The following is a 13,506-nucleotide window of genomic DNA, read 5'->3' as shown; positions in this document are numbered from 1 at the left end:
CGAGAAAGGCACGCGAGAGATGATACATCACGACAATGCCAACGGCAGCCTGATCCGGCCCGTGTTCTTTGACCGCCAAAGCCTGACGGCAGAGGATCTGAATTGCCTTGTGGATTACATCCGGGCCGAACGACGGCGGCACAATCGACACGTGATCGGCTGGGGCGTGACCGACGGCCTGCCGGTGGGCCGGGTGGACGACGATCCCTGGACCGTCGAGGTGGGCGCGGGCTTTGCCATCGCCCCCTCTGGCACCGAGATGTCGGTGGCAGAGGGCGGCGCGACCTTTGACATCTGTGCGGCCGCGACAGACTGCCTGGACCTGCCGCAGGACTGCGACGACCCCCTCGACCTGAGCGGCGGGGGCGAGGCCGGATCCGATGGGCCGGGCGGAGAGATCGACGACGATTTTACCGGCCTCAACTCGGGGCAGGTCTTTGAAAACCCGCTGGTCCGGCCCTACGGCACGATCACCGAACGGTTTCAGGGCGGACAGTTGATCGGCGGCATCGCGGTGATGTCTCTGAACGGGCATACCGGCCTGATGGCGCTGATGGATACGCGGGTCACGCTCAACGAGTCCGCGCAGGAACTGCGGCTGACCCTGATGCGCGGCACCCGGCCGGCGGTGGTGCAGATTCTGGATGCCGAAAACGTGGTGATCGAGGAACAGATGCTCACCGCGCAGCCCTTCACCCAGCAGATTCTGACCTTCGCGGCCGAGGACATCCGCGAATTCCGCATCCTGAGCGATGGCCGCGACAGTATCATCAAGCGGATTCAGCTGCGTCAGGTGAACCATGTGGTCGGCACCGTCTATCTGGCGATCTGCCCGAAGGAAGAGCCGCTGTGCTACAAGCCCGGCATGCCGCAGCACTGCATGCCGCCGGGCGACAACATACATCCCGCGCGGATTCGCGAGGGATATGAGTTGCGGGTGCTGTGCTCTTTGCCAGACCGGCCCGACCCGCCCGATTGCGAGACGCTGCGCGATTGGATATGCGAGGACAATCATCTTCCCGTGCCAGCGCAGCCCGGGTCCGACAGTGTGGTGCTTGCCAGCATTCAGGTCGGCCGACTGGGCATCGTGTCAATCGATGAATTCACCCACCGCAGGCGTTTGCCGCCGGCCTGGGTGGTGGCGGCGCAAGGGGCCTGCTGCTGTTGCGAGGACACGCCCGCGCCGACGCCCACACCGACGCCGACGCCGACGCCGACGCCGGTCCCGTCTCCAACGCCCAGCATCCCGCCAACGATCTTTGATCCGTCCCTGACGATCACCAATACGCCGTCGATCTTCGATCCATCGATCACGGTGACGCTGCCGCCCTCGATTTTTGATCCGTCCTTCATCGTCACCGGGCAGCCGTCGCTCTTTCCCACTATCGGGGTCACGCTGGGGCCGTCGGATATCGTGGCGACGGGCAGACCGTCATTCATTGTCGATCCCGGCGGGCCGTCGATCATCGTCGATCCCGGAGGGCCGTCGATCATCGTTCAGCCGGGCGGGGACGGGCCTCCGGTCGTGGTCAATCCTGGTGGGGGAATCGTCACCGACGGTCTGTCCTTCGATCCGGTCCGCGGTGTCGAACTGGGCCTGGATGCTGTGCCGGGCATAGGCCGCGCCCGCCGCGAAACGCTCGAGACGCTGGACGTGACCAACGTGGCGGAATTCATCGGGGCAAGCTCGCCCGAGCTGGCCGAACGGCTGGGACTGAGCGAGGTGAAGATCGCCGAATTGCAGGAAACCGCGCGCAAGCTGACGGTCGAGACCGGCCCGACCTTCGACCGCACCCGGGGCGAAGAAATCGCCATGACCGAACTGTCCGAGGTCAGCGCGCCCCAGGCAGCCCGGCTCAAGGAAACCGGCGTGGAAACCGCGAGCGACTTCCTGATGGCCGACCGGCGCACCCTGAGCAGCGCGCTGGACATGCCGCTGGAAAACGTGCTGCGGATGCAGAACCGTCTGCGCCGCCGCCTTGAGCCGGGGGGCCGCTGATGGACGGCGCGCGGCTTTCGGACCTGCCGGTCAGCGTCGTCATCCCGGCGCTGAGCGAAGGCCAGAACCTTGTCGACACGGTAGCGGGCGTACGCGCCAATTCCGGCGATCTGGACCCGGAGGTGATCGTGGTCGACGACGGCTCGAGCGACGGCGCACCGCAGCGGGTCGCGGCGCGGTTCGCCCGCGATCCGCACGTCAGGGTGATCCACGGGCCGCAGGAAGGCATCGCCCGGGCGCGCAACGCCGGGGCGGATGCGGCGCGGGGCAGGGTGATCGTGTTTCTGGACGGACATTGCCACGTGCCACAGGGCTGGCTTGCTCCGCTGGTCGAGGCGCTTGACGATCCGGCGGTGGGGCTGGTCGGCCCGGCCTTCAGCTCGATCCGCGAACCGCGGATCAAGGCCTGCGGCATCACCTGGTCGGGGCCGGACATGGCCAACGTCTGGCTGCCCGCCACGCACGACGGCGCGGTGCCCTTTCACATCGGCGCCTGCCAGGCGGTGCGCGCCGGCACCTTTCACGACATCGGCGGCTTTGACGCGGGCATGACCCGCTGGGGCAGCGAGGATATCGAGATCTGCCTGCGCATGTGGGTGCTGGGGCACGAGGTGCGCGCGGTGCCGCAAAGCCTTGTCTATCACCTCTTCCGTGACAAGCATCCCTACGCGGTGCAGCACGAAAAGATCCTCTACAACCACTTGCGGATGGCGCTGCTGCATTTCGATGAGCCGCGTCTGGCGCGGATGCTGGACCATTTCCAGCGCAACCCGGGCAGCCCGGCGGCGCTTGCGCATGCCTATGCCAACGGCGTGGTGGCCGAACGCGAAAGGCTATTCGCCGAACGGGTGCGCGACGTCGACTGGCTTTTTGACAAGTTCGGCATCGGGTTCTGAGCGATGATTGCGATCCAGCGCCTGCACAACCGCTACCAGATCGCCGGGAACGGGGCCGCGCGGGTCACCCTCGCGCGCAGGCTCGATCATATCTGTGGGCAGCTTCTGGCGCAGGCGCTTGAAGACCCGGCGCGGGATTTCGCCGATCCCGACGGGCCGGTCTATAAGATCCGAAAGCTGAAGCTGCGGCTCTGGCTCAACATGGCGGTGCAGTCGGACGGGCAGATCGCGACCGACTGGGCGCGGCTTCTGGCGCGGGCGCTGCACCGGCAACTGGCCGAGGCCGGGCCCGATACCGTGATGCGCTATCCCGGGCAGGCGGCCTTTCTGGCGGCCTGGGTGGCGGCGGTGCTTGATGGTGTGGCGCAGGACCGCTGGATGTTCGCCGAATTCGCGGTGTTCGACGGCCTTCCCGCAGGCCGCAGCATCAGCGCCGGGCTGGCCCGCCACCCGGGTCACATCGCCGCCACGTTTCGCGCGCTGGCGGGGCAGGGACAGCGCGACCGCGTGATCGCGGCCTTCACCGTACGCGATACCGAGGTGCTGTGGACCGCATGGACCGGCGCGCGCCCGAAACGCGCCGAGGCCTTGCCAAGGGCCTTGCTCGAGCGGGTGGCAGGCCTGGCCTTGACGACGCCGGTCTTCGAACCCGGCGGCGCCGCGGCGCGGGCGCGCTGCGCGTTTCGGTGGTTGCTGGTCCTGACGGCGGCCCCCGTCGGCCTGAGCCCGCAAAGCGCGGCCCCCTTGGCGATGCAGCTTGCGCAGCTAGCGGCGCTTTTTCACGCGGTGCCGCAAGTGCGGCAGGTCTGGGCGCGCACCCGTCCCGACGCCGCAGAGCTGCGGCAGGCCGTGGCGCAGGTGCCTGGCGATCTGGCGCAAATCGCGCAATGGGCCGCGACGCTGATCGCCCGCGAAGACCTCGCATCGGCGCGCAAGTCGGTCCTGCGGGTGCTTCCCGACACGACGCCTGCGTCGGCCCAGCCTCGGATGACAACAGGCAAGGGGCCGACAAAGGGGCCAGAGGTGCGTCTGCACACGCCCTTTGCCGGGGCGGTGCTGCTCTTGCCCGCGATGCGCCGGGCCGATCCCGACCTGCGCTGGACGGACCAATACCGCCACCACCTGCTCGCCGGGTTGTTTACCGGGACCGACCGGCTGCTGGCCAACGGGGATTTCGGGCTGCGCCACCTCAGCGGCCTGCCACCCGAGGCGGTGCTGGACCCGCCGCCCGACACGCTGGACGAAGACCGCGCCCAACTTCTGGATCTGTTCCGCCGCGATCTGCGCGGCATGGGCAAGGCTTCGCCCGACTACCTGCGCGCGCAGTTCTTCCTGCGCCCCGGGACCCTGCGTATCGGCCCGGAATGCCTGCACATGCGCATCCAGACCATCCCGCTCAAGGTGCTGCTGCAACTGGCCGGCCGACTGGGCGAGCAGGGCACGGTGCCGTGGCTGGGTGACCTGCCGCTGCGGATCGAGGTCGGCGATGGATAACCTACAGGCCCCCTATGCCACGTCCGACGACTGGCTCCGCGACGCCGCCACCGTTTTTGCCGGGCGGATCGGCGACCATCTCGCGCCCGCCACGACGTCCGAGGATGTCCGTCTGGTCGGGCTGGTGGAAACCCGTGAAGCGCGCGCCCTGGCCGAGGCCATCGCCAACGGCGCACCGAGGCCGCCGCAGGACCCGCCCGCGCGGCAGGCGCTGGCGCAGCGGCTGGGTGGACCCGCAGCCCTGGCCGACCTGCCAGTGGCGCAGATGATGATCGGCCTGGGGCTGGGGCCAAACTGGGCGGTGCCGCTGGCGCTGATGGCGGTCGTGGCGGCGGATGCGCGCTTTGCCCGGCTTCTGGCCTGGCTCAACGACGACGTGCAGCGGCGGCATCTGACCGCGGCGCTGGTTCAGACGTTGTGCGGCCCCGACGCGCCCGATCCGCGTGACTGGGCGGCCAGCCCGCTGACCCGGCTCAACTGCCTTGAACCGCAGACCCAGAGCGCGCAGTTGCCCGGCGACCGCGCGGTGATCCTGAGCGCACCTGTCCTGCGTTTTCTGCAAGGCCTGCCGCCCGACGACCCGGCGCTCGCCGGCCTGCTTTTGCCCGCGCGGACCCTGCCGCTGGATCAGCTTTTGAACAGCGCGCCGAAGGCCCCGCATGGACCTTTCGCCGTTCTCGGCGCTGCGGGGGCGGGGCGGCGGGCGGTGGCGGCGGCCCTGCTTCTGGCGCGCGGGATGCCCGCGCAGGTGCTAAAGGTCGGTCCCGGGCTGGGGCAGGAGGTGCTGGCTTGCGCCCTGCGTGACTGCGCGTTGACGGGCGAGGCGCTGATCCTGTCTGACGCCCATGCCATGCCTGTCGAGACGCTGCGCTGGTGCCTGCAGGCCGCCCCCGGACCGCTGGCACTGACGGCAGAGGACCGGCTGCCGCTTGACCTGCCGCAGATCCGGGTGCCGGATCTTGACGCGCAGCGCACCGCGCGCCTCTGGACGGCACGGCTGGGCCCCGACCGGGCCGAAGATGCGGGCCAGCTGGCGCATCAGTTCCGCCTGCCGGTGGACGACATCCTGTCGGTGCCCGCGGGCCCCGAACGGCCCCTTGCTACGATCCGGCAGGCCTGTCTGGACCGGTCGGCGGGCACGCTCAGCCGTCTGGCCACGCACGTGCCCTGCCGCCACGACTGGGACGATCTGGTGCTGCCGCCACGCCAGACCACCGCGCTGCGCGCCATCGTCAGCCGTGCCCGCCATGCGCGCGCGGTCTTCGAGGACTGGGGCTTTGGCCGCAAGCTGGTGCCCAATCGCGGGTTGTCAGCGTTGTTCTCAGGCCCCTCGGGCGCGGGCAAGACGCTGTCGGCCAGCGTCGTGGCCCGCGCCATCGGCCTGCCACTTTACCGGGTGGACCTGTCGGCCACGGTGAGCAAATACATCGGCGAGACGGAAAAGAACCTCGAACAGATCTTCACCGCCGCCGAATCCGCCAATGCCTGCCTGCTGTTCGATGAATGCGACGCGCTCTTTGGCAAACGATCCGAAGTGTCGGATGCCCATGACCGCTATGCCAATATCGAAACCTCGTACCTTTTGCAGCGGATGGAGGCGCATCGCGGCATCGTCATGATGTCGTCCAACCATCCGCAGAACATAGACGAGGCGTTCATGCGCCGGATCGACATCGCCATCGAATACGCGCTGCCCGACGCGGCATTGCGCATGGCGCTTTGGCAGCGGCTGATGCCGCCCGAAGCCGCGGCAGAGATCGACGCGGTGCGCCTGGGCGAACGGTTCGAGCTGACCGGCGGGTCGATCCGCAACTGCCTGGTAACGGCGGCGTTTTTGGCGTCAGAGGCGGGCGAGCGGATCACCACCGACCATTGCGTGCGCGCCGTGGCGCTGGAATACGAAAAGACCCGCCGCCCGCTGACCCGCGCCGAATTCGGTGACGCCTACCCGGCGCTGCGCGCCCGCAAGGGGGCCTGACATGGCCCCGCCGCGCGATCCCCGGCGGCAGCGCACCCGCGCAAGGCTTAGCCCCGATGCGCAGGTCGCGGATGCCGACATGGTCGTGGCTGCGACACCGGAGGTGACTGCGCAGCGCACGCCGCCGGTCAGCAACCGCGGGCGCGAGGCGCTCTTGGCGCGTTTGCGGGCGCGGGCCGCTGAACGCAGCGGCGCTCAGGCCCCCGCCAACGACGATGTCGCCCCAGCGGCAAGGGATGGCGACGACCCCGCTTCGGCGCAGGACACAGCGGATGCCGACGATGTGACGGCGGCGGACGCTGATGTTGATGCGGGGCAGGATGCGGTCGCGGATGCCCCTGCGGCCGCAGAGCCCAAGACGCCGGACGGTGCCACCAACCTCACGCCCGCCAACGCAGCAACGGCCCCCGGCACGTCGTCCCCGCCCGCCACTCCGGCGGCAGATGGCGACGCGGCAATCGCGGAGGAGGTCACCACCCCCGCCGCCGAGATCGATGCCGCTGCCGCCGCGGACGCGCCAGATCAGAAGGATCTCGACCCCTCCGACGCCAAGGCCGCGGCACCCGACGGCGATGCGACCGTCACCGCCGTGCAGATGGACGCGCCCGGGGATGGTCCCGCCGGATCACTGGAGCCGGATGCGGGCGACGGCGGCGATGCGCCCGAGCCTGCGCCGGTCAAACCCGGTCCCGCGCTCAAGGCCTGGCACAGCCGCACCGTGGGCGCGGCCAAGGCCATTCCCCAGCCCGCCCAGCCCAAGGCCGCCGCCGCGCCGGGCAAGATCAAGAGCACCGGCCAGAAGCTGCGCAAAGGCCGCAGCGGACGGCGCGCGGCGATCCAGAAGGAAGCCGCTGCCGCCATATCGAAACCGCCCAAGAAGAAGGGCGAGATCAAGCCGCCGGTGACCCCACCACCCGATCCGGTGCCCGGCGCCTATGATCTGGTGAAGGCCACCGCCGACAAGAAGCTGCCCGACGTCAAGCTGCCCGACCTCAAACCGTCGCCGCGCGGATCGCAACCGCTGATCCCCGACCCAAACGCCAAGAAACCGCCGCCCGTACCGGCCCCGACCGATGCCGCGGGCAAGACCGCACCCGCGACCAGCGCTGCTCCTGGCAAACCCGCGCCGGGGGACCAGAAGGCCGCCGACGCGGTCGCCGACGCTGCCGCGAAACCGGCGCCCAAGGTGCCGCCGGGCACGGCTACCGGCCCCACGCTCAAGGACACACCGCCGCCGCCACGCAAGAAGCTGCCCCCGCACGTCAATAACGTGATGAAGCAGGTGCTGGCGCGGCTGATGATTAACCCCCAGGAACAGGCCAAGCCGATCATCACCAACGCGCGGAAAGAGGCCTATCCCAACAACGTGCTGGCGTTCGCCTACAAGGATATCGGCAACGACAAGCTGCCCGCACTCGCCGGTGATCTGAAAGAGGCGCTGAACCTCATCGCCGCCGATGCGGGCATCGCGGGAGAGGAACTGAAGGCCGAAGTCGAAAAGCGCAAGGCCGCCGCGACCGAGACGGCGAAGAAATCCGCCGATGCGCAGGGCAAGGCGCAAAGCGACGAAAAGGACGCGCTGAGCAAGGAAAGCGGCAAGGAGCTGGGCGAGGTCAACGCCGCCGAGGATGCCCAGCATGCCCGCACCACCGCCACCGTCGAGGCAGCCACCGGCGAAGGCAGCCCGCAGGTGATTGACGCCCGCCGCGACGGTCAGATCCGCAAGATCAACCGCATGGTGGGCGACATCCGCTTTGGCTACGACCGGGCCAAGGATCGGCGGCACGCCGCACTCGACCGCGCCCGGGCGGTGCAGATCAAGGCCTATGACAAGGTCAAGGATGCTGACATCAAGGCGCTCAACGCCGCCTACAAGAAGGCCAAGGCCGACAAGACGCAGGACAGCCTGGGCACCTTCCTCGAGATCGGCAAAGTCAACCAGTGGGCCGAGGACAGCAAGCGCGCGCTCAACACCAAGATCACTGAATTCAAGACCGCCGCGACCAACCAGACCAAGGGGTTTCGCAAGGATACCTATGAGGCCGGGCGCGCGGCGACGGAAAAGGTGCGCACCTGGGCATCCGAGCTCAAGGGCGAGACGACCAGCTGGTGGGACAAGCTTTGGGCGCTGTTCAGCGACTGGTCGCAGCAGGCCGAGGTCGAGGCGGAAAACTGGTCCGGCGTGCGCGCGTCCGAGGCGCGGGACGCCACCGTGCAGAACATGGGCGTGTTGTCGCAATTCATGCAGACCCAGGGCGAGGCCGTGAACCTGGAAACTAACGCCGCGTTCAAGACGCTCAGCGCCGAACAGCAGACGGTGATCAAGGCCTATTACGCCGCCCCCGCGGGCAAGCGCGACGCCATCGGCGCAGTCGCGGCAGGGCTGAAATTCCGGCTCGCCGCGCAGCAAAAGCCGCTGATGATCGAGAAGATGAAAAAGGAGGTGATGGCCAAGCCCGACAGCGAATGGAAGCAGTTCGAGCAGATCGGCGCGGCGCAGACCCCCGGCTTTTCCGCCGCCAGCATTTCCAGCAAGCTTTATGACGCGATGTTCGGCGGCGTCACCGGTTGGGGCACGGACGAGGACAAGATCTACAACAGCCTCACGGGCCTGACCAAGCTTCAGGGCAGGGCGGTCCGGGCCAATTACCGCATCGATTATGGTCGCAACCTCGATTCCGATCTGGCCAGCGAACTCGACGCCGACAACGCGCTGGTGCGCGCCAAGGCAGCACTTGACGGCGATCCGGTGATCGAGGCGGTCGGCGCGCTCAACGAGGCGATGGCGGGCCTTGGGACCGACGAGGACACCATCATGAAGGTGCTGCGCGGCAAGACCGCCGAACAGCGCGCCCGCATCGTCGAGGAATACCGCCGCCGCTACGGCGTCGATCTGAACGCCGCGCTGAAATCCGAAATGAGCAGCCATGACCTTGACCGGTCGCAGGCGCTGCTTGCGGGCAACACCGCCAAGGCCGATGCCATCGCCCTTGATCAGGCGATGCACGGCGGATTCCTCGGCTGGGGCACTGACGAGAAGAAGATCGAGGATACCTATGCCGCGATCCGCGCCGATGCCGCCAAGAAGCAGGTGCCCGACGGCAAGGGCGGCATGCGGCCCCTGACCGCACAGGAGCTTGAGGAAGAGGTCCGCCGCCGCAACGCGCATGTAGAGGTCGCCTACAACGACAAGTACGGCACGCCCGGCGACCAGAAATCGGCCCTGCGCGCGGCCTACAAGAGCGAGCTAAGCGGCCCCGACCTCGACCTGGCCACCGCGCTGGCCGACAACGATCTGGTCGCCGCCGACGCCGCCCGGCTGGAGCGTGAGCGCCAGGGCTTCTACACCGATGACGACGTCGTCAACAACGTGCTGGAAACCCAGTACACGCGGTCGCTGGATGCGCTCAAGCGCGACCCGAAATGGCGTGCCGAACGCGAGGCGCTGCAGAAGAAGGCCGCCAAGGAACACTGGGATCCCTACAAGATCGCTGCCGCCGAACGCGCGCTTGACCGCAGGATGGAAGAGGCCGCGAAGGCCGGTGCCCAGCAGAACATGGCGGCGCTCGAGAACACGTACGACACCAAGTACAGCCGCTGGGGCAAGGGCGGGCTGAAGGTTATGATCGCCTACAACATGTCGGGCACCGACAAGGAAAAGGCGCAGACCCTTCTCAAGCAGGGCGGGCACCTGACCCGAGCGCAGCGGTTCGATTACGCCACCCGCGGCCTTGGCACCGACGAGGACGACGCCAAGAAGGCCCTGGCCGGTGCCACCGCTGCCGAGATCGCGGAAATCGACAAGCAGCGCGCCAAGCAGGGCCTGCCGTCCGTCAAGAAGACCATCGATTCCGAAATGAGCGGGCGCGACAATTTCGACACCAAGATGCTGGCCAAAGGCGTGCCCGAAAACGCCGATCAGGAAATCGCCCAGGCCCGCGAAAAGGCGCGGTACGAGCTGCGCAACTCGCCCGTCGGCGGCCTCCAGCGCGAGGTACTGAAAAAGCGCATGGCCCGGATGGAAAAGCAGTACAAGCTGATCAACGATCCCAAGGCCGACCCGTTCGAACGCCGCCGCGCGCTGGACCAGTTCCGGCAGCGCGGGCAGGGGGTGCAGGCCGGGGTCGACAGCTACCGCGCGCAGGTCGATGCGATGACCGATGCGGTGGCCACCGGTGTCGCCATCGCGGCCGCCGTCACCGTCACCGCCCTGACCGCAGGTGCGGCGGGGCTGGTCATCGCCGGGGCGCTGGGGGCGCTGGCCGCGGCCTCTGCCACGATGACCGTGAAGGCGGTGATGAAGGGCGAAGCCTACGGCACCGACGAAATGGCCATCGATGCGGTGGTGGGCATCGTCGACGCCGCCGCCGCCATGGCCACCGCCGGGATGGGCAACGCGCTTTTGCGCGTGGCCACGTCGCAGGCCGGGCGGTTCCAGAAACTGGGCGGGTCGAAACTGGCCACGTCGCTGGCGCGTATGGCGGCGTCGGGCTCGCGCACGCAGCGGATGATCGCCCACGGGGTTTCCGAAACCGTGGAAGGCGCTGCCTCGACCCTGCCGTCGGCGCTGGCGGGCAACATGCTCAACGACAAGAACTGGGAAAAGGGCAACCCGCTGACCAACATCCTGGGCAGCACTCTGGTGCAGACCGGCATGGGCGGGGTGGTGTCGGGGGGACTGGGCAGCCTGGGCGGCATCAAGATGCCCAAGACCGATCCGCCAACCCCGCGCACCGGCGATATCCTCAACCACCGCGGCACCCCGCAGGACCGGCTTGCCGCCTGGAAGGAACACAAAGCCGCCAATCCCCACGCCAGCATGAGCGGCTTCCTGCGCCAGTACGACGCGCAGATCAAGGACAGGCTGGCGGCCGAGGCGCGGGATGCGGGCGTGCAGCGCGCGCTGCGCACCGAACTTTACGCGGGCATCCCGCCGCAGCAGCGCCGCGCCTTCAAGGACGTCCAGATCGAGGTGATGCCCGAAAAGGAATTCCGCGCCTTCACCCGCTCGGACAGCGGCAATGCCGTGACCATCATCGACGGCGGCAAGCCCAAAATCATCCTGCGCGACGGCGCGCCACCGGGCGTGCTGCGCGAAGAGGGCATTCACCTGCAGCAACTCATGGACCCCGAGCTTGGCCCGCTGGTGCGGCGGCTGGACGAGGCGAAGCTGCAGGATTGGGACAGCCTGCCGCTGGCCGAGAAGATGGAGCTTTATGCCATCAAGGTCGAGCTTGAGATCGACGCGCAGATCCGGCTGATCGATGGGCTGGATGCCGACATCCGCGCCACCCGCCCGGGGCCCGACCTCGACAAGCTGACCCAGCAGAAGGCGCTGGCCGAAACCAGCCTGAACAACCTGCGCCGCCGCGCCGACGAGGTGTCACAGCTGGGCCCGCTGGAACGGATCGCCATGGCGCGTGGCCTGCGCGACCCGCCGCCCTACCTCGACCAGCCCGCGCGGCTCTTTTCCAAAGGCAAGAAAAAGCCGCCAGCGCCAAAGCGGCTGGAACCGGCGCCGCCCTCGAGCACCGGCACGACCACGCCGGTGGACCTGCCGCCCGTGGCCGACCGCAGCGCGGTGGTGGACGGGATCGAGGGGACGATCTCGACCCGGGGCTCCAGCAAGATCCTGGCTGACACCAAGTCCAACACCGTCGGGTTCGAGATCGAGGTCGGCGGCGCCTTCTACCGCATCGATCAGGACAGCAAGGGTCAGCTCATGCAGATCGAGGTCGACGCCCTTGGCGTGCCGGTCCCCGGCGCGACCCGCACCAAGCTCGAGCCCAACACGCTGGTCGACGGCGACCTGCGCATTCACACGCGCGACGGCGCGGGCAACATCGTGAGCACCCGCACCGAACCGGTGGTCTTTGCGGTGCGCGGCAAGCGCGAGCTTGAGGTCCGGCGCGAATATTTCATGCCCGACGCGCGCCAGTCCGACGGCAGCATCGTCCCGCCCGTCGAACGCGCCCAGACCATGAGCGGCACCGACCTGCGTCAGCTGGGCTGGGGCGCCAGCGGCAGCGCCGTGAACCGCAAGGGGGCGGTGGCCGAACTTGCCTCGCAAACCCGCAGCCAGGCCGATCTCAAGGCGACGGGCAATACCACGCAGGCGGCGATCGACCTGCACCAGAAGGGCGGGCAGGGCTTTGACGGGATCGAACTGCACCTCATCGATGGCGTGCCGGTCGTGCGGATCATCGAGGTCAAGAATTACAACGACTACGTCGATTATGTCGAATTCACCGCCGTCAATCGCAACATCAAGGGCGCTGGAGTCGACAATCTGCAAAAGAACCTCGACGACCTTGACGCCAGGCTCAAACCGACACCGACCGACCTGGCCGAGGCCCGCCGTCAGACGCTGATCGTGGACGACCCGCCCGACCCCGTGGGCTATGGCCCCGGGGGGATGTGGGGGCAGGATTATCAGGACAGCATGGACCGGCTGGGCCAGATCTACGACGATCTGGCGGATGGCACCACCACGGCGGAACGCGCGCTCGCCGATCAGGCCGATCTCGCGCGGCGCCAGGCCGATATCGCCGATCAGCGCGTGGCCGACCGATTGGGCGTCACCCGCGATCAGGTGCGTCAGATGCGGCAGGCGATGGCGAACCGCGATATCGAGCTTGAAATCAGGCTCACGGAAAAGGCCAAGGTCGGCGTCGCGGATACCGGCGGCAACATGTCGACCATGAACCGGCTCAAGCTCGACTGGGACGGCTTCCGCCCGATCCTCGAACCTCGGACAATCTCGGACGCGGATCTGGCCCGCGCAACGCGCGTCTTTGACGGCACCCGCGCGCTTGGCCTGTCCGAGCGGATGTTTTCCACCGGACGCGCGGATATTCCCTATGTCGATGCCGAAGGCCGCCTGCTGGCCATGCACGAGGTCACGGGGCACGTGAACGCGCAGGATCCTGCCGACATTGCCAAGGGCATCATCGGGCAGATGCGCGGGTTCCACCAGATCTCGCAGGATCTGTCGGGTTTTCCGCATATGGTCGTGGACCTCGGGCAGCTGAACGGCGACCGCGCCGCCCTGCGCCGCGCCATCGAGGACGAACTCGACAAGCAGAAGCCACCCATCACCGATGCCGAGCGGCTGCGATTGATCTTCTGGACCGACTAGG

The 13,506-nt window shown here is 68.1% G+C and carries 5 protein-coding genes; all 5 read left to right on the top strand.

Annotated features, from left to right (window positions below):
- Nucleotides 1–19: 19 nt before the first annotated feature.
- Genes ACOXXX_RS01815 through ACOXXX_RS01795 form a run of 5 tightly spaced genes read left to right on the top strand, consistent with a single transcriptional unit; the run spans nucleotide 20 to nucleotide 13,505 of the window.
- Nucleotides 20–1,999, top strand: coding sequence for a hypothetical protein (locus ACOXXX_RS01815; protein WP_422824824.1), 1,980 nt, complete (start codon nucleotides 20–22; stop codon nucleotides 1,997–1,999).
- The gene (locus ACOXXX_RS01810; protein WP_422824823.1) at nucleotides 1,999–2,895 is read left to right on the top strand and encodes a glycosyltransferase; all 897 of its coding nucleotides are present in this window, start codon (nucleotides 1,999–2,001) and stop codon (nucleotides 2,893–2,895) included. Before ACOXXX_RS01815 ends, ACOXXX_RS01810 begins: the two co-directional genes overlap by 1 nt.
- A 3-nt stretch (nucleotides 2,896–2,898) precedes the next feature.
- Nucleotides 2,899–4,389, top strand: coding sequence for a contractile injection system tape measure protein (locus ACOXXX_RS01805; RefSeq protein WP_422824822.1), 1,491 nt, complete (start codon nucleotides 2,899–2,901; stop codon nucleotides 4,387–4,389).
- A complete protein-coding gene (locus ACOXXX_RS01800; protein WP_422824821.1) occupies nucleotides 4,382–6,367 on the top strand; it encodes an ATP-binding protein in 1,986 nt (661 codons plus the stop codon). The genes ACOXXX_RS01805 and ACOXXX_RS01800 overlap by 8 nt, the downstream gene beginning before the upstream one ends.
- 1 nt (nucleotide 6,368) lies before the next feature.
- Complete coding sequence (locus tag ACOXXX_RS01795) at nucleotides 6,369–13,505, top strand: hypothetical protein (protein WP_422824820.1); 7,137 nt, start codon at nucleotides 6,369–6,371, stop codon at nucleotides 13,503–13,505.
- The last annotated feature ends 1 nt before the right edge of the window (nucleotide 13,506 follow it).

Origin of the sequence: Thalassococcus sp. BH17M4-6, assembly GCF_049323015.1 — a bacterium.
Lineage (GTDB): Bacteria > Pseudomonadota > Alphaproteobacteria > Rhodobacterales > Rhodobacteraceae > Puniceibacterium.
The sequence above is the reverse complement of the archived record's forward strand: the minus strand, read 5'-3'. Positions and strand labels throughout refer to the sequence as shown.